Below are 16,408 nucleotides of genomic sequence, written 5' to 3' on the forward strand. Positions count from 1 at the left end.
CGGCCATGGCGTGTGTGTAGCGCCGCGCGTTGGACGGCACCCGCGCGCCATCGTTCACGTCACGCGGCAAGACCCTGCGCGCGCACGACGTCGATGAAGCCGGCGAGCACGGGGCTCACGTCGCCGGTGCGCCACACCAAACCCGTCTCGACGACCGGCGCGTGACCGGCAAGCGGCCGGTAGACCACGCCGGTGCGCCGCAGGTTACGCAGCGATTGCGGCACCAGTGCGACGCCCATGCCGGCCGACACGAGGCTGACGATCGTCTGCATCTGGATCGCCTCCTGGCCGATGCGCGGGGTTTCCCCCGCCGCGCCGTAGCAGCCCGTAATGATGTCATAAAAGCCGGGCGCCAAACGACGTGGAAAGATCACGAGCGGCAACGCGGCCACTTCGGCGAGATGCACGGGCGCGTCTTCGGGCGCGTCGGACGCTGCGGCCGGCGATCCGGCGGCCGGCATCGCGACGACCAGCGGCTCACGCATGACGGGCAGGTACGACAACCCGGCCGCATGGCGCGGCGGCACGGGCGGAATGACGAGCCCCGCGTCGATGCGCCCGGCGACGAGTTCGTCGATCTGCACATCGCTCGTCGCCTCGGCAAGCTGCAGGCGCACCTGCGGATAGCGCGCGCCGAACGCACGCAGCAACGATGGCAGCAGCCCGTAATCGGCGGTCGACACGAATGCGAGCGACAGCGAACCGGCCTCGCCGCGCGCGAGCCGTCGCGCCAGCGGCGGCAGCGCATCGGCCGACGCCAGCAGACGGCGCACGTCGGGCAACAGCGCCGCGCCGACCGCCGTCAGCGCCACCGAGCGCTTGGTGCGCACGAACAGCGCGACGCCGAGCGCGTCCTCGAGCGCCCGGATCGCCTGCGACAGCGGCGGCTGCGTCATCGACAGGCGTTCGGCCGCGCGGCCGAAATGACGCTCTTCGGCGACGGTCGCGAAATAGCGCCACTGGCGCAGGTCGGGTGTCGGATCGGCCATGCTCGACTCATTCATGTAACGACTTAATAAGCGACAAATAATATATTGGACATCCCAATCCGGAAACTCCATTCTTGATTGATCCGAACCGGCGCGCCCTCGCGAGCGACGCCCACACAACGATGGAGCCCCCCATGTCGTACAACCGTCGCTCGAAGCACATCACGCAAGGCGTGGCCCGCTCGCCGAACCGCTCGATGTATTACGCACTCGGCTACCAGAAGGACGATTTCGACAAGCCGATGGTCGGCATCGCCAACGGTCATTCGACGATCACGCCGTGCAATTCCGGCCTGCAGCGCCTGTCGGACGCGGCCGTCGACGCCGTGAAGGCGGCCGGCGCGAACCCGCAGATCTTCGGCACGCCGACGATTTCGGACGGCATGTCGATGGGCACCGAAGGCATGAAGTACTCGCTGGTGTCGCGCGAGGTGATCGCCGACTGCATCGAGACCTGCGTGCAGGGCCAGTGGATGGACGGCGTGGTGGTGGTCGGCGGCTGCGACAAGAACATGCCGGGCGGCATGATCGCGCTGGCGCGCCTGAACGTGCCGGGCATCTACGTGTACGGCGGCACGATCCGCCCCGGCCACTGGAAAGGGAAGGACCTGACGATCGTATCGTCGTTCGAGGCCGTCGGCGAATTCACCGCGGGCCGGATGTCGCAGGAGGATTTCGAAGGCGTCGAGCAGAACGCGTGTCCGACGTCGGGCTCGTGCGGCGGCATGTACACCGCAAACACGATGAGTTCGTCGTTCGAGGCGCTCGGGATGTCATTGCTGTATTCGTCGACGATGGCGAACCCCGACGACGAAAAAGTCGATTCGGCCGCCGAATCGGCACGCGTGCTCGTCGAGGCCGTGAAGCGCGACCTGAAGCCGCGCGACATCATCACGAAGGAAGCGATCGAGAACGCGGTGTCGGTGATCATGGCCACGGGCGGCTCGACCAACGCGGTGCTGCACTATCTCGCGATCGCGCACGCGGCCGAGGTCGACTGGACGATCGACGACTTCGAGCGCATCCGCAAGCGTGTGCCCGTGATCTGCGACCTGAAGCCGTCCGGGAAGTATGTCGCGACCGACCTGCACCGGGCCGGCGGGATTCCGCAGGTGCTGAAGATCCTGCTCGATGCGGGGCTGCTGCACGGCGACTGCATGACCATCACCGGCCGCACGATCGCCGACGAACTGAAGGACGTGCCGAGCGTGCCGCGCGCCGACCAGGATGTGATCTACCCGGTCGACCGCGCGCTGTACAAGGAAGGCCACCTGGCGATCCTGAAGGGCAATCTCGCGGAAGACGGTGCGGTCGCGAAGATCACCGGCTTGAAAAATCCGGTGATTACGGGCCCGGCCCGCGTGTTCGACGACGAGCAGAGCGCGATGGACGCCATCCTCGGCGACCGGATCCGCGCGGGCGACATCCTCGTGCTGCGCTATCTCGGCCCGCAGGGCGGCCCCGGCATGCCGGAAATGCTCGCACCGACTTCCGCGATCATCGGCAAGGGGCTCGGCGAATCGGTGGGCTTCATCACGGACGGCCGCTTCTCGGGCGGCACCTGGGGCATGGTCGTCGGTCACGTCGCGCCCGAGGCGTTCGTCGGCGGCACGATCGCACTCGTGCAGGAACGCGACTCGATCACGATCGACGCGCACCGGTTGCTGCTGCAGCTGAATGTCGACGATGCGGAACTCGCGCGTCGCCGGGCCGCTTGGCAACAGCCGGCGCCGCGCTACACGCGCGGCGTGCTCGCAAAATTCGCGGCGCTCGCGCGGCCGGCGAACAAGGGGGCCGTCACGGGTTGACGCGGGCGCGTCGCGACATGCAGCCCCAATCAACATGGCTGCCGGGGGAACGCGCAAAACGCGCTTCCCCTTTGCTTTTATAATGCGCGGACCATGAAGCCGGCCGTCCCCGCCGGCGGAGAACCGCATGAAACAGACGATATTGCGTGCCCTGCTCGCCACGCTGCTGATCGGCAGCGCAGCGGCGGCACGCGCCGATCAGGCCGACGGGCTCGCGCTTGCACAGCGCAAGAACTGCATGGCCTGCCACGCGATCGGCAAGCCGCTGATGGGTCCGTCGTTCCACGACATCGCCGGCAAGTACGCGGCGCGCGGCGACGCCGTCGACTACCTTGCCCAGTCGATCGTGAAAGGCAGCGTCGGCGTATGGGGCAGCGTGCCGATGCCCGCCAATACGCAACTGACGAACACCGAAGCCCGCACGCTCGCCCAATGGGTGCTGTCGGTACGCTGAACCGGATATCCCGGACGAGGATCACCGTCGAGCCGGGCGCCGCCGGCAGGCACGCCTGCACCGGCTGACCGGCACCTCAACGGCAGCTTCCCCCGCATTTACCGGACCGCACCCTCTTTTCCGTCACAGCAAACGATCGCGCGTTCAGCCGGAACGACCGGCGCGCCGGCGTGCAATCTCTTCGTCGACCGCGTCGCGCACCCAATCCATGACCTCGGTTTCCAGCGCGAGCGCGACTTCGCGCGTGACCTGACCGACCAGCCAGGCCGAATGCTCGTGCAGCGCATCGCGACAGCGTGATTCGATGGCGTCACGCCCGGCACCGGTCAGATAGTTCGTCAGGCGATGGCGAAGACGCTCGGCGATGTGCTGCGCATCTTCCGGCGTCAGCCCGGCAGCCGCCTGCGCATCCGGTTGCGGCGCAACGCCTGGCAGGACCGCCTCCGGCATCGCCGTGTCGGGCGCCTGCCCGGCCGCTTCGCGCGCCATCGCGGCGAACGCGGGCTGCGGCACGTCGTCATTGACCAGCGACGTCGGCAGCGGCGCCGTCATCGCCGCCGCATCTTCGGCAACCACGTGATCCGCGGCGCCGGGTTCGGCCGGCGCATCGGTCTCGCCCGCGGCGGCGGCAGCGACCGTCGCCACGTCGCCCGGCAGTTCGACGGCCGGCACGTGCAGCGTCGGCACGGGTTCGATGACGACAGATTCGGGGTCAGCTTCTGTTTTGATGGAACCGGCCTGCGCCGCGCCAGCGGCACCCGGCGCGACCACGTCGGTCAGCACCGGAATCGCCGCGCTGTCGTGCGGCAGCGGTGCGGTGGTGGACGCAGGCGAGCGCGCCGGCACCGGCTTGCCCGGCACCAGCACGTCGGTCAGCGTCGGGATCGAGGATGAATCGGCTTCTGTCACGGCAACACTCCGTCGACGGTTGCGGCTAGCTGCCTTGCTTGTAGTTGTTCAGTGCGTATCCGCGGTCGCGGTAGAACCGGTAGCGGTCGCGGCCCGCGGCCAGCTCGTCCGGCGCGTTGCCGACCACTTCGAGCAGGCGCTCGAAGCGGGCGAACTGCGCGGGCACGGCTGCGCCGAGGTTCAGCAGCACGTGATGATGCGGCGCGCGGTCGAGATCGGCGGCCAGCACGATGGGCGTGCCGGCTGCGTGCTCGCTGTCGACGCCGCAATGCGGGATGAAATCGAGCGGCGAGAACGTCCAGAGCCGCTCGTCGAGCGCGCGCAGGCGCGCGGGCTCGGCGAGCACGACGACCGGCTGCCCGGCCTGGTAGGCCTTGCGCAGCAGCCGGCACGCGTACGCGAGCGAATCGCCGACGTTCGAGTGGAAATCGATCCGCGTCATTGCCCGCGTACCCGCATCGTCGTCAGCACCGCCATCACTGGCCGGCGCGGTCGATCAGGAACTGCGCGAGCAGCGGCACCGGACGGCCCGTCGCGCCCTTCGCGGCACCGCCCTTCCACGCGGTGCCCGCGATGTCGAGGTGGGCCCACGGATAGCTCTCGGTGAAGCGCGACAGGAAGCACGCTGCCGTGACGGCGCCGGCCGGGCGTCCGCCGATGTTCGCGAGATCCGCGAAGTTCGACTTCAGCTGGTCCTGGTACTCGTCGTCGAGCGGCATGCGCCACGCCGGGTCGTTCGCCTCGCGCGACGCGTCGAGCAGTTCGCCCGCGAGCGCGTCGTTGGTCGAGAACAGGCCGCTGTTGTGGCCGCCCAGCGCGATCACGCACGCGCCCGTCAGCGTCGCGACGTCGATCACCGCAGCCGGCTTGAAGCGCTCGGCATACGTGAGTGCGTCGCACAGGATCAGGCGGCCTTCGGCGTCGGTGTTCAGCACCTCGATCGTCAGACCCTTCATGCTGGTGACGATGTCGCCCGGCTTCGTCGCGTTGCCGCCCGGCATGTTCTCGCAGGTCGGCACGATCGCGACGACGTTGATCTTCAGGCCCATCTCGGCAACCGCGCGCATCGTGCCGAGCACGGAACCCGCGCCGCACATGTCGTACTTCATCTCGTCCATGCCCTCGCCCGGCTTCAGCGAGATGCCGCCCGTATCGAACGTGATGCCCTTGCCGACCAGCACGACCGGCGCAGCCTTCGCGGCAGCACCCTGGTAGTGCAGCACGATGAATTGCGGCGGCTCGACCGACGCACGCGCGACCGACAGGAACGAGCCCATCTTCAGCGCCTGGATCTGCTTGAGCCCGAGCACTTCGGCCTTCAGGCCCCAATCCTTCGCGATCTTCTTCGCGGTGTTGCCGAGGTAGGTCGGCGTGCAGACGTTGCCGGGCAGGTTGCCGAGGTCGCGGGTCAGATCCATCCCGTTCGCGAGCGCGACGGCCTGCTTGACCGCGACCTTCGCGGCCTTTTCGTCCGCCGGGTCGACGCTGAACACGACGCGCTTGAGCGTGTGCGACGCCGGTTCCGCCTTGCTCTTCATCTGCGTGAAGCGGTACGTCTCGTTGCGCAGCGCAAGAATCGCCGCACGCACGCCCCAGTCGGAGCTGCGCTCGTCGACCGGCAGCTGCGCGAGCGAGAACGTGACCTGGACGACCTTGGTCGCCAGCAGCGCGCGCCAGGCGGCCGTCACGGCATCGTTATAGGCTTTCTGATTGAAAGCATCCTGCTTGCCGAGGCCGACGAGCAGCACGCGCGACGCGCCGATGCCCGATACTTCGTGCAGGAACAGCGTCTTGCCGCGCTTGCCGTCCATGTCGCCGGCCTTCACCACGCGCGAAATCAGCCCCTTGGTGGCCGTGTCGATGTCGAGCGCCGCGCCCGACAGGGTCTGCGCCTCGAAGATGCCGAGCACGATGCAGTCGGACTTCCCGGTCAGGAACCCCTTGGCCTCGCCTTTGCTCCAATCACAGCCTTTTATGCTAAAGTCCATCGCGCTTGTCCTCGGATAAAATCTGGGCTAAGGATGAAAGCCGCAATTATCCGCTATTTTTCCCGTGGCGGCGCGAGCGCTCCACCACGCGTGCGCAGCCTCCCGCCCTCTTCTCATCAAGAATGATCTTCGAACGCTCCCTCCAGCGCGAGCTTGCGTATACGGCTGGCGCCGTGTTCATGGTGCTGCTCACGATCATGCTCACGACGATGATGATCCGCATCGTCGGCTATGCCGCGTCCGGTGAAATCGATCCGCGGGACGTGCTCGTGCTGATCGGCCTGACCGTCATCGGCTACCTCGCCGTGATGCTGGTCGTCACGCTGTTCGTGTCGATCCTGTTCGTGCTGACCCGGTGGTACCGGGACTCCGAAATGGTGGTGTGGCTTGCGTCGGGCGTGAGCCTCACGCGCCTCATCAAGCCGATCGGCGTGTTCGCCACGCCGATCGTCCTGCTGATCGCCTTCTTCGCGTTCGTCGGCTGGCCGTGGTCGAACCAGCAGAGCAAGATGATCCGCGCGCGCTTCCAGCAGCGCGACGAAATCTCGCTGCTCGCGCCGGGCCAGTTCCGCGAATCGGCCGCGAACCACCGCGTGTTCTTCATCGAGAAGATGTCGCCGGACCAGAGCAAGGTGCAGAACGTATTCGTCACGTCGACCGAGAACGGCAAGGTCAACGTCGTCGTGTCGCAGACGGGGCACACCGAGACGCTGGACGGCAACCGTTTCGTCGTCCTGGAAGACGGCCGCCGCTACGACGGCACGCCCGGCCAGCCGAACTTCAAGATCATGGAGTTCGAGCGCTACGGCGTGAAGATCACGAGCACCCCGGTCGTCAACGTGCCGACCACCAACAGCACGCCGACGCTCGACCTGCTGCGCAACCCGACGCGCGACAACCTCGCGGAATTCGCATGGCGCGCGGGGCTGCCGCTGATCGCGCTCAACCTGATGGTGCTCGGCATCCCGCTCGCGTATCAGAACCCGCGCCGCAGCCGCACGATCAACCTCGTGATGGCCGTGCTGATCTACCTCACATACTCGAACCTGCTGAACGTCGTACAGGCGCAGATCGAGCAGGGCAAGATGTCGTTCGGCGTCGGCCTCGTCGGCCTGCATGCACTCGTCGCGGTGATCGTCGCGTTCATTTTCTGGTTGCGCGTGCGCAATCGTCCGCTGTTTACACGCGCGCTGTTCGGCCGCTCGGGAGCATGATCGATGCGGCTCTATGAAAAATACTTCGCGCGACAGATCTACGTCACGTTCGTCTTCATCCTGTTCGCGTTCTCGGGCCTGTTCTTCTTCTTCGACCTGATCAGCGAACTGAATTCGGTCGGGCACGGCAACTACAAGTTCGGCTACGCGGTACTGCGCGTCGCGCTTCAAACGCCGTCGCGCTTCTACGAAATCATCCCGGTCGCCGCGCTGATCAGCGCGATCTACGTGTTCGCGCAGATGGCCGCGAACTCGGAATTCACGATCTTCCGCGTGTCGGGCCTCGCGACCAACCAGGCGCTGCGCTCGCTGCTGAAGATCGGCGTGCCGCTCGTGATCATCACCTACCTGATCGGCGAATTCGTCGGCCCGTACGCCGACCAGCTGTCCGAGCGCGTGCGGCTGCAGGCGCTCGGCGCGTCGGTGTCGTCGAACTTCCAGTCGGGCGTGTGGGTGAAGGACACGCTCGCAGCCCGCGAAAACGGCGAGCAGGTCACGCGCTTCGTCAACGTCGGCAGCCTGTCGCCCGACTCGACAATCAGCAACGTGCGCATCTACGAATTCGACTCGAAGTTCCAGCTGCAGAACGTGCGGATCGCGCAGACGGGTAGCTACGAGCCGCCCGGCCACTGGCTGCTGAAGGGCGTCACCGAAACGGAGCTCACGCCGATCAAGCCGATCAGCGGGCAGCCGGCCGACGCGCTGAACCCGGTGTACCGGTCGCAGCAGGTGTCGCTGCCCGAATACCGGCTGCGCTCCGACCTGACCCCGCAGATCCTGTCGGTGCTGCTGGTGTCGCCGGAACGCATGTCGATCTTCAACCTGTTCCGCTACATCCAGCACTTGCGCGAGAATCAGCAGGACACGCAGCGCTACGACATCGCGCTGTGGCGCAAGCTGCTGTATCCGTTCGCCGTGTTCGTGATGCTCGTGCTGTCGCTGCCGTTCGCGTACCTGCACACGCGTGCGGGCGTGGTCGGCGTGAAGGTGTTCGGCGGCATCATGCTCGGCATGAGCTTCCAGCTGCTCAACACGCTGTTCTCGCACATCGGCACGCTGAACACGTGGCCCGCGCCGCTGACGGCCGCAACGCCGGGCCTGATCTATCTCGCGCTCGGCCTGTTCGCGCTCAAGTGGGTCGACCGGCACTGAGTGCCGCGTGACGACGGAGGCTTCGACATGAGTTCGCATGGCATCGTCCTGTTCGGCCACGGCGCCCGCGATCCGCGCTGGGCCGAGCCGTTCGAGCGGCTCGCCGCGCGGCTGCGCAGCGCCGGCTCCCCTGCCCCGCAGGTGTCGCTCGCCTTCCTCGAACTGATGACCCCGTCGCTCGGTGAGGCTGTGGCCACGCAAGTCACGGCCGGCTGCACGCGCATCACCGTCGTACCGGTGTTCTTCGGGCAGGGTGGTCATGTCCGTCGCGACCTGCCGCAGCTCGTCGATGCGTGCCGCGCCGCACATCCGGGCGTCGAGATCCGTTGCGCGACAGCCGTCGGCGAAGACGATGGCGTGCTCGACGCGATCGCGCGCTATTGCGTCGACCAGATCGGCGACAACGCGTAGGCCGCGCATTCGCCGGACACAAAGAAAAAGCGCTGGCATCTGCCAGCGCTTTTTTCGTTTCGGACTGCCGTCGAGCCGCGCTCAGGCGGCATTGCGCAACGGATCGCCCGCGCTCGCCTGCCGGGTGCGCTCGGCGAATGCATCGCCGATCATCAGCAGGCTCGGTTCCGCGGGATCGAGCCATGCCTGTGCGTCGCCCGCCGCCATCTGCGCGAGCGTCAGCGTCAGCGAGCGCTCGCGCGCGGTGCTGCATGCCTCGACGATCGCCACGGGCGTCGCCGGCGCGCGGCCGGCGTCGATCAGTTCCTGCGCGATGCCGGGGGCGCTGTCGCGGCCCATGTAGTAGACGATCGAATCGGCGCGCGCGGCCTCGCGGATCTCGTCACTGCCCGGCGCCCGGCTGTGCGTTGCGAACGCGACGCTGCGCGACACACCGCGCAACGTCAGGGAGCGCTTCAGCGTCGCCGCGCCGGCCAGTGCCGCGGTGATGCCCGGCACGACCTCGTAGTCGATGCCGGCCGCCTCGAGCGCGCGCATTTCCTCTTCCGCGCGACCGAACAGCATCGGATCGCCGCCCTTCAGCCGCACGACGCACGCGTGCTCGCGCGCCGCATCGACGATCTGCTTGTTGATGAAATGCTGCGCGGTCGAGCGCTGCCCGCAACGCTTGCCGACCGCGATCCGGCGCGCGTTCGGCGCATAGTCGAGCATCGCCGGCTCGACGAGCGCGTCGTGCAGCACGACGTCCGCCTGCGCGAGCAGGCGCGCGCCGCGCACCGTGATGAGGTCGGCCGCGCCCGGCCCTGCTCCGATCAGATACACCTTGCCCATGTTGGTCGCTTCGCTTCGTCCCTGCGGACGTTGGCGTACGGCCCGCGCCGCCGTGTGGCGGCGCGGTTCGCCGCGCAGATTGACGATTACGCCGAGAACGCGCGGATCATGCCCGCGGCGACCGTGTGATGCGTCGCCTCGTCGATCAGCACGAACGCGCCCGTACCCGGATGCGCATCGTACGTGTCGCAGACGATCGGCTTCTGCAGCGTCAGCGCGACGCGGCCGATGTCGTTCATCTTCAGTTCCTGACGGTCGGTGGCGTGCGACAGCGTATGCACGTCGAGCACCTGCTTGACCGCGCCGACCTTCGCGAACACCGTGCTCGTGGTCTGCTTCAGCAGGTACTTGCGCTGCGGCGACAACGGCGTTTCGTCGAACCAGCACAGGTCGGCCTCGAGCTTCTTGGCCGGCTCGACGGGCTCGGCGGTCGTGACGAACATGTCGCCGCGCGACACGTCGACATCCTCCTCGAGACGGATCGTGACCGTCTGGCCCGCGAACGCGTGCGCGACGGACGCCGTGCCGCCCGGCACCGGCGAGACGATCTCGGCGATCGTCGCGGTGCGGTTCGACGGCAGTACGACGATCTCGTCGCCGACCTTCACTTCGCCCGACTCGATCCGGCCCATGTAGCCGCGGAAATCGTCGGCCGAGCTGCCGTCCTGGCGCGCAACCCACTGCACCGGGAAGCGCAGCGCGTCATGCGCCTGCGTCTCCACCGGCAGCGACTCGAGCACGTCGAGGAGCGGTTCGCCCGCATACCACGGCATGCGCTCGCTCGCGCCGACGATGTTGTCGCCCTTCAGCGCCGACACCGGCACGAAGCCCACGTCGGTCAGGCCGAGCTGCTTCGCGAGCGTGACGTAGGCGTCGCGGATCTCGTTGAAGCGCGCCTCGCTGTAGTCGACGAGGTCCATCTTGTTGATCGCGACGATCACGTGCTGCAGCCCGAGCAGCTTGACGATCGCGCTGTGGCGCTTGGTCTGCGGCAGCAACTGCACGACGCCGTTTTCCACCGTGATGCGCGTCGCGTCGATCAGGATGATCGCTGCGTGCGCGGTCGACGCGCCCGTCACCATGTTGCGCGTGTACTGCTCGTGGCCCGGCGTGTCGGCGATGATGAACTTGCGCTTCGCGGTCGCGAAGTAACGGTACGCGACGTCGATCGTGATGCCCTGCTCGCGCTCGGCCTCGAGGCCGTCGGTCAGCAGCGCGAGATCGAGCTCGTCGCCGACCGTGCGCTTGTTCTTCGCACGCGACAGCGCGGACAGCTGGTCGGACAGCACGGCCTTGCTGTCGTACAGCAGGCGGCCGATCAGCGTGCTCTTGCCGTCGTCGACGCTGCCCGCGGTGATGAAGCGCAGCACGCCGAGGTCTTCGGTGTTCTCGATGATGCTCATGATGTGAATGTCCTCGTGTGCTTCAGAAATAACCTTGCTTCTTGCGCTGTTCCATCGCGGCTTCGGACGCCTGGTCGTCCATCCGGGTCGCGCCGCGTTCGGTGATCTCGGTCACCGCCGTCTCGGCGATGATCTTCTCGACGTCGTCCGCATCGCTCTCGACCGGGCACGTGCAGCTGATGTCGCCGACCGTGCGGAAGCGCACTTGCGCAAGCTCGCTCGACTCGCCGTCACGCATCGGCGTGAGCGGCGTGACGGGCACGAGCAGCCCGTTGCGGCGCACGATCTCGCGCTGGTGCGCGTAGTAGATCGACGGCAGTTCGAGGTTCTCGCGCGCGATGTACTGCCACACGTCGAGTTCGGTCCAGTTCGAGATCGGGAACACGCGCAGGTGCTCGCCCTTGTGCAGGCGGGCGTTGTACAGGCTCCACAGTTCCGGGCGCTGCGCCTTCGGATCCCACTGGCCGAACTCGTCGCGGAACGAGAAGATGCGCTCCTTCGCACGCGCCTTTTCCTCGTCGCGGCGCGCGCCGCCGATCAGTGCCGTGTAGCCGTGCGCCTCGATCGTCTCGAGCAGCGTGACGGCCTGCGCGGCGTTGCGCGAATCGGTTTCGCGGCGCAGCACGACCGTGCCGCGCTTGATCGAATCCTCGACGTGACCGACGATCAGCTCGGCGCCCAGTTCCTGCGCGCGGCGGTCGCGGAAGTCGATCACTTCCTCGTAGTTGTGGCCCGTGTCGATGTGCACGAGCGGGAACGGCAGCGTCGTCTTGCGGTTCGCGCCGAGGCCGAATGCTTTCAGTGCCAGATGCAGCACGACGACCGAATCCTTACCGCCCGAGAACAGCAGCGCCGGCTTGCTGCACTCGGCAACCAGCTCGCGCAGGATGTGGATCGACTCGGCTTCGAGCCAGTCGAGGTGGCCCATGCGGCTGTCCGCGCCGGTGGCCGGGGCAAAGGCGGATTGCTCGAGCGTCGTGCTCATGATTTCAGTCCTTCTCTTCTGGGTTCGTGCCGCCCGCTGTCGCTGGCGGCGCAATATTCAGTTTCTTGTCAGGCTTTCAGTGCGCGGCGCCAGCTTCGGCGGCCGCAGGAACCGGCGTAATCGTGATGTGCAGGCCGCATTCCTTCGTATCGCGCGATTCCCACCACCAGCGGCCCGCGCGGCTGTCCTCGCCGGGACGGATCGCGCGCGTACACGGCTCGCAGCCGATGCTCGGATAGCCGCGCGCATGCAGCGGGTTGACCGGCACCTCAAACGCGTCAAGGTACGCCCACACGTCGCTTTCCGTCCAGTCAGCGAGCGGGTTGTACTTCGCGATCCCGCGCGCTTCGTCCTGTTCTTCCTCGTGCAGCTCCGCGCGCGTGACCGACTGCTCGCGGCGCTGGCCGGTGACCCACGCGCCGACGTCGGACAGTGCGCGGTTCAGCGGCTCGACCTTGCGAATGTGGCAGCACGACTTGCGCAGCTCGACGCTCTCGTAGAACGCGTTCAGGCCGTGTTCGGCGACATACTGGTCGACCGCGTCCTGCTGCGGGTGGAACTGCTCGATCTCGTAGCCGTAGCGCTCGCGCACGCGGTCGATCATGCCGAGCGTTTCCGCATGCAGGCGGCCCGTGTTCAGCGAGAAAATGCCGATCGACACGCCCTTCGACAGGATCGCGTGCGTGAGCAGCATGTCTTCCGCCGCGAGGCTGCTCGCGAACTTCACTTTTTCGTGACGGGCGCCGATCTGCGCGAGCAGCGCGTCGAGGCGCTCGACCTTCGCGGCGAGTACCGGCGTCAGCGCGGTGGCGGCACTCATGCGCTCACCTTCGCATCGGGCGTCGCTGCGTCGGCCGCGCGGCGGCGGAACAGCGGCGCCGGCTCGTCGAACGCGCCCTGGTAACGCTGCGTGAATTCCGTGAACGCGTTCAGTGCGTCGTGGATGTCCTTGTCGGCGCGCACCGCGAATGCGTCGAAGCCGCAACGCGACATGTACAGCAGCTGGTCGCGCAGCACGTCGCCGATCGAACGCAGTTCGCCGGTCCAGCCGTGGCGCTCGCGCAGCAGGCGCGCGATGCTGTAGCCACGGCCGTCCGCGAAGCGCGGGAAATCGACGGCGATCAGCGAAATCGCGCCGAAATCGGCCACGAGATCGGCCGGTTCGCTGTCCGACGCGAGCCACACGCCGAGCTCGTCCTTCGTCTTCGCGGCGACGAGCGCCGCGCGCTCGGCCTGCCACAACGCGAACGGCACCAGCACCTTGCCGGCCGGCAACGCGTCAACCGCGGGCAGCGCACCGTCTTCCGCCGCGCGCACGACCTGCCATGCGTCGTCGATCACTGCGCGGTTCTTGATAATCGAAGCCATCTGCAAATTCCTTGTACCCGGTTGGTTACGCGTTCACTGCCTGGCGCGCCGCATACACGCGCTCCTTGAACGGCGCGATGCCGATGCGGTCGTACGTGTCGACGAAGCGCTCACCGTCGATGCGCGCATCGACGAACGTGTCGATCAGCTTCGCGATCACGTCCGGCACTTCTTCCGCCGAGAACGACGGCCCGATCACGCGGCCGAGGCGCGCGCCGTTCTGGCCCGTGCCCTGCTCGCCGCCGAGCGACACCTGGTACCACTCGGCGCCGTCCTTGTCGACACCGAGGATGCCGATGTTGCCGACGTGGTGGTGACCGCACGAGTTCATGCAACCGGAAATGTTCAGCGACAGGTCGCCGAGGTCGTACACATAGTCCAGATCGTCGAAACGCTGCTGGATCGCCAGCGCGATCGGGATCGACTTCGCGTTCGCGAGCGAGCAGAAGTCGCCGCCCGGGCACGCGATGATGTCGGTCAGCAGGCCGATGTTCGGCGTCGCGAAACCGGCCGCCTTCGCCTTTTCCCATACCGCGAACAGGTCGCGCTTCTTCACGTTCGCGAGAATCAGGTTCTGCTCGTGCGACACGCGCAGCTCGCCGAGCGAGTACGCGTCGGCCCAGTCGGCCACCAGGTCCATCTGCGCGTCGGTCGCGTCACCCGGCGCCACGCGATGATCCTTCAGCGACAGCGTGACGGCCGCGTAGCCCGGCACCTTGTGCGGTGCGACGTTACGCTCGACCCAGCGCGCGAACGCCTTGTTCTCGAGCAGGTGCTGTTCGAACGACGCGTCGGTGTCGGCCAGCTTCTCGTAGACGGGCGGCGCGAAGTACTGCGACACGCGGTCGAGCTCGGCCTGCGTGAGCGTCGACGGGCCGTCCTTCAGGTGCTGCCACTCTTCCTCGACCTGTTGCGCGAACTTCGCCGGCGACAGCGCCTTCACGAGGATCTTGATCCGCGCCTTGTACAGGTTGTCGCGGCGGCCGTAGCGGTTGTACACGCGCAGCACGGCTTCGCAGTACGTGATCAGGTGCTGCCACGGCAGGTCTTCCTTGATCACCGCGCCGACGATCGGCGTCCGGCCGAGGCCGCCGCCCGCGAGGATGCTCGCGACCACTTCGCCTTGCGCGTTCTTCTTCAGGTACACGCCGAGATCGTGGATCTGCACGGCCGCGCGGTCGTCCTTCGAACCCGACACCGCGATCTTGAACTTGCGCGGCAGCCACGCGAATTCGGGATGGAACGTCGACCACTGACGCAGGATTTCGGCCCACGGGCGCGGATCGATCTCTTCGTCCTGCGCGACGCCGGCGAACTGGTCGGCCGTGATGTTGCGGATGCAGTTGCCCGACGTCTGGATCGCGTGCATCTGCACCGACGCGAGCTTCGCGAGGATCTCGGGCGTGTCTTCCAGCTCGACCCAGTTGAACTGGATGTTCGAGCGGGTCGAGAAGTGGCCGTAGCCGCGGTCGTGTTCGCGGGCGATGCGCGCCAGCATCCGGAGCTGGTCGCTGCGCAGGTTGCCGTACGGAATCGCGATGCGGTGCATGTACGCGTGGCGCTGCATGTACAGGCCGTTCTGCAGGCGCAGCGGTCGGAATTCGTCTTCGCTCAACTCGCCCGACAGCCGGCGGCGCACCTGATCGCGGTACTGCGCGACACGCTCGTCGACGATCGTCTGGTCGTATTGGTCGTACTGATACATTCGGGGACCCCAGGGTTTTCGTGGTGACCGCGCGACGTCCTAGCCACGTCGCGCCCGAATCTCCGTTCCGCCGTCACCGCCCCCATCCGCTGCCGGGTGGATTGCTAATGACGAAAACAGATATCCATATTTGAAAAACTCCGGTGAATCGTAATAAACTCGCCTTATATTTCAAACGACTAAAAAATTCTGTTGATATGCGGAAGGGTTATAAATGAACCTGCACCAATTTCGCTTCGTGCGCGAGGCCGTCCGGCAGAATTTCAATCTCACCGAGGCCGCGAAGGCGCTCTACACGTCGCAACCGGGGGTTTCGAAGGCGATCATCGAGCTCGAGGACGAACTGGGCGTGGAGATCTTCACGCGGCACGGCAAGCGCGTGCGCTCGCTCACCGAGCCGGGCAGGATCATCCTCGCGTCGGTCGAGCGGATCCTGCAGGAGGTTGAAAGCCTTAAAAGGGTCGGGAAAGATTATGCGGCGCAGGACCAGGGGAACCTGACCATCGCCGCGACCCATACGCAGGCCCGCTACTCGCTGCCGGCCGCGATCGCCGAATTCAAGAAGCGCTTTCCGAAGGTGCACCTGTCGATCCTGCAAGGCAGCCCGACGCAGGTGGCCGAGATGGTGATCCACGACCAGGCCGATCTCGCGATCGCGACCGAGGCGATCTCCGACTACAAGGAGCTCGTGTCGCTGCCCTGCTTCCAGTGGCACCACGCAGCCGTCGTGCCGGCCGACCATCCGCTGCTCGAACGCAAGCCGGTCACGCTCGACGATCTCGCGCAGTACCCGCTGATCACCTACGACGACGCGTTCGCGGGCCGCAAGAAGATCAACCACGCGTTCGCGCTGCGCGGGCTGTCGCCGGACATCGTGCTGGAAGCGATCGACGCCGACGTGATCAAGACTTACGTCGAACTCGGTCTTGGCGTCGGCATCATGGCCGACATCGCGTTCAACCCGGAGCGTGACCGCAACCTGCGGCTGATCCCGGTCGGCCACCTGTTCGGCAGCAACGTGACGCGCGTCGCGCTCAAGCAGGGCGCCTACCTGCGCAGCTATGTGTATACGCTCGTCGAACTGCTGTCGCCAACGCTGAACCGCAAGCTGATCGAACAGGCACTCAAGGGCGAATCCGAATCGTACGAGCTTTGACCGGCGTGTATAAACACAGGGGCGCATATCGCGCC

The 16,408-nt window shown here is 66.7% G+C and carries 16 protein-coding genes; 6 read left to right on the plus strand and 10 right to left on the minus strand.

The window, feature by feature from the left end:
• Positions 1–59: 59 nt before the first annotated feature.
• Positions 60–989: a LysR substrate-binding domain-containing protein gene (locus tag ACWMMN_RS13080; RefSeq protein WP_486422737.1), complete on the minus strand. Its 930-nt coding sequence runs from the start codon at positions 987–989 to the stop codon at positions 60–62.
• A 134-nt stretch (positions 990–1,123) separates the two neighbouring features.
• On the opposite strand from ACWMMN_RS13080, the gene ilvD reads away from it, so the two are divergent.
• Together ilvD and ACWMMN_RS13090 are read left to right on the plus strand one after the other, a co-directional pair.
• Positions 1,124–2,797, plus strand: a complete 1,674-nt coding sequence (gene ilvD / locus ACWMMN_RS13085) for a dihydroxy-acid dehydratase (RefSeq protein WP_342702747.1) — start codon at positions 1,124–1,126, stop codon at positions 2,795–2,797.
• A 127-nt stretch (positions 2,798–2,924) separates the two neighbouring features.
• Positions 2,925–3,251: a c-type cytochrome gene (locus ACWMMN_RS13090; RefSeq protein WP_059233441.1), complete on the plus strand. Its 327-nt coding sequence runs from the start codon at positions 2,925–2,927 to the stop codon at positions 3,249–3,251.
• Positions 3,252–3,395: 144 nt separating this feature from the next.
• Here ACWMMN_RS13090 and ACWMMN_RS13095 read toward each other — a convergent pair whose 3' ends face one another.
• From ACWMMN_RS13095 to ACWMMN_RS13105, 3 genes are read right to left on the minus strand one after another with little or no spacing between them, the layout of a single operon-like run.
• The gene (locus tag ACWMMN_RS13095; protein ID WP_342702748.1) at positions 3,396–4,160 is read right to left on the minus strand and encodes a DUF2486 family protein; all 765 of its coding nucleotides are present in this window, start codon (positions 4,158–4,160) and stop codon (positions 3,396–3,398) included.
• A 25-nt stretch (positions 4,161–4,185) separates the two neighbouring features.
• The gene (locus ACWMMN_RS13100; protein WP_021160787.1) at positions 4,186–4,602 is read right to left on the minus strand and encodes a DNA polymerase III subunit chi; all 417 of its coding nucleotides are present in this window, start codon (positions 4,600–4,602) and stop codon (positions 4,186–4,188) included.
• 34 nt (positions 4,603–4,636) lie between these two features.
• Positions 4,637–6,148 carry a leucyl aminopeptidase gene (locus ACWMMN_RS13105; RefSeq protein ID WP_342702749.1) on the minus strand — a complete coding sequence of 504 codons (1,512 nt, stop codon included), beginning with the start codon at positions 6,146–6,148 and terminating at the stop codon, positions 4,637–4,639.
• Positions 6,149–6,270: 122 nt separating this feature from the next.
• On the opposite strand from ACWMMN_RS13105, the gene lptF reads away from it, so the two are divergent.
• From lptF to ACWMMN_RS13120, 3 genes are read left to right on the plus strand one after another with little or no spacing between them, the layout of a single operon-like run.
• Positions 6,271–7,362, plus strand: a complete 1,092-nt coding sequence (gene lptF, locus ACWMMN_RS13110) for an LPS export ABC transporter permease LptF (protein WP_059233438.1) — start codon at positions 6,271–6,273, stop codon at positions 7,360–7,362.
• 3 nt (positions 7,363–7,365) lie between these two features.
• A complete protein-coding gene (gene lptG, locus ACWMMN_RS13115; protein WP_059233437.1) occupies positions 7,366–8,514 on the plus strand; it encodes an LPS export ABC transporter permease LptG in 1,149 nt (382 codons plus the stop codon).
• Between the two features lie 27 nt (positions 8,515–8,541).
• The gene (locus ACWMMN_RS13120; protein WP_342702750.1) at positions 8,542–8,925 is read left to right on the plus strand and encodes a sirohydrochlorin chelatase; all 384 of its coding nucleotides are present in this window, start codon (positions 8,542–8,544) and stop codon (positions 8,923–8,925) included.
• An 81-nt stretch (positions 8,926–9,006) separates the two neighbouring features.
• Here the strand turns inward: ACWMMN_RS13120 and cobA are convergent, their stop codons facing one another.
• From cobA to ACWMMN_RS13150, 6 genes are all read right to left on the minus strand, one after another.
• Positions 9,007–9,756: a uroporphyrinogen-III C-methyltransferase gene (gene cobA, locus ACWMMN_RS13125; RefSeq protein ID WP_059233435.1), complete on the minus strand. Its 750-nt coding sequence runs from the start codon at positions 9,754–9,756 to the stop codon at positions 9,007–9,009.
• Positions 9,757–9,842: 86 nt separating this feature from the next.
• Positions 9,843–11,159, minus strand: coding sequence for a sulfate adenylyltransferase subunit 1 (locus ACWMMN_RS13130; RefSeq protein ID WP_059233434.1), 1,317 nt, complete (start codon positions 11,157–11,159; stop codon positions 9,843–9,845).
• Positions 11,160–11,181: 22 nt separating this feature from the next.
• Positions 11,182–12,144, minus strand: coding sequence for a sulfate adenylyltransferase subunit CysD (gene cysD / locus ACWMMN_RS13135; protein WP_059233433.1), 963 nt, complete (start codon positions 12,142–12,144; stop codon positions 11,182–11,184).
• Between the two features lie 76 nt (positions 12,145–12,220).
• On the minus strand, positions 12,221–12,964 hold the full coding sequence (locus ACWMMN_RS13140) for a phosphoadenylyl-sulfate reductase (RefSeq protein WP_059233432.1): 744 nt from the start codon (positions 12,962–12,964) through the stop codon (positions 12,221–12,223).
• The gene (locus tag ACWMMN_RS13145; protein WP_059233431.1) at positions 12,961–13,512 is read right to left on the minus strand and encodes a DUF934 domain-containing protein; all 552 of its coding nucleotides are present in this window, start codon (positions 13,510–13,512) and stop codon (positions 12,961–12,963) included. The genes ACWMMN_RS13140 and ACWMMN_RS13145 overlap by 4 nt, the downstream gene beginning before the upstream one ends.
• Positions 13,513–13,537: 25 nt before the next feature.
• Positions 13,538–15,217, minus strand: coding sequence for a nitrite/sulfite reductase (locus tag ACWMMN_RS13150; RefSeq protein WP_174992963.1), 1,680 nt, complete (start codon positions 15,215–15,217; stop codon positions 13,538–13,540).
• Positions 15,218–15,431: 214 nt separating this feature from the next.
• On the opposite strand from ACWMMN_RS13150, the gene ACWMMN_RS13155 reads away from it, so the two are divergent.
• Positions 15,432–16,373, plus strand: a complete 942-nt coding sequence (locus tag ACWMMN_RS13155; RefSeq protein WP_014896306.1) for a CysB family HTH-type transcriptional regulator — start codon at positions 15,432–15,434, stop codon at positions 16,371–16,373.
• Positions 16,374–16,408 lie beyond the last annotated feature (35 nt).

Source organism: Burkholderia cepacia complex sp. TUM26381, from assembly GCF_057439935.1.

Bases quoted from the DNA above. Each gene is read 5' to 3' on its own strand.
- ACWMMN_RS13080 (WP_486422737.1), bottom strand. From the start codon at position 989: ATGGCCGATCCGACACCCGACCTGCGCCAGTGGCGCTATTTCGCGACC.
- ilvD (WP_342702747.1), top strand. From the start codon at position 1,124: ATGTCGTACAACCGTCGCTCGAAGCACATCACGCAAGGCGTGGCCCGC.
- ACWMMN_RS13090 (WP_059233441.1), top strand. From the start codon at position 2,925: ATGAAACAGACGATATTGCGTGCCCTGCTCGCCACGCTGCTGATCGGC.
- ACWMMN_RS13100 (WP_021160787.1), bottom strand. From the start codon at position 4,602: ATGACGCGGATCGATTTCCACTCGAACGTCGGCGATTCGCTCGCGTAC.
- ACWMMN_RS13105 (WP_342702749.1), bottom strand. From the start codon at position 6,148: ATGGACTTTAGCATAAAAGGCTGTGATTGGAGCAAAGGCGAGGCCAAG.
- lptF (WP_059233438.1), top strand. From the start codon at position 6,271: ATGATCTTCGAACGCTCCCTCCAGCGCGAGCTTGCGTATACGGCTGGC.
- lptG (WP_059233437.1), top strand. From the start codon at position 7,366: ATGCGGCTCTATGAAAAATACTTCGCGCGACAGATCTACGTCACGTTC.
- ACWMMN_RS13120 (WP_342702750.1), top strand. From the start codon at position 8,542: ATGAGTTCGCATGGCATCGTCCTGTTCGGCCACGGCGCCCGCGATCCG.
- cobA (WP_059233435.1), bottom strand. From the start codon at position 9,756: ATGGGCAAGGTGTATCTGATCGGAGCAGGGCCGGGCGCGGCCGACCTC.
- ACWMMN_RS13130 (WP_059233434.1), bottom strand. From the start codon at position 11,159: ATGAGCATCATCGAGAACACCGAAGACCTCGGCGTGCTGCGCTTCATC.
- cysD (WP_059233433.1), bottom strand. From the start codon at position 12,144: ATGAGCACGACGCTCGAGCAATCCGCCTTTGCCCCGGCCACCGGCGCG.
- ACWMMN_RS13140 (WP_059233432.1), bottom strand. From the start codon at position 12,964: ATGAGTGCCGCCACCGCGCTGACGCCGGTACTCGCCGCGAAGGTCGAG.
- ACWMMN_RS13145 (WP_059233431.1), bottom strand. From the start codon at position 13,512: ATGGCTTCGATTATCAAGAACCGCGCAGTGATCGACGACGCATGGCAG.
- ACWMMN_RS13150 (WP_174992963.1), bottom strand. From the start codon at position 15,217: ATGTATCAGTACGACCAATACGACCAGACGATCGTCGACGAGCGTGTC.
- ACWMMN_RS13155 (WP_014896306.1), top strand. From the start codon at position 15,432: ATGAACCTGCACCAATTTCGCTTCGTGCGCGAGGCCGTCCGGCAGAAT.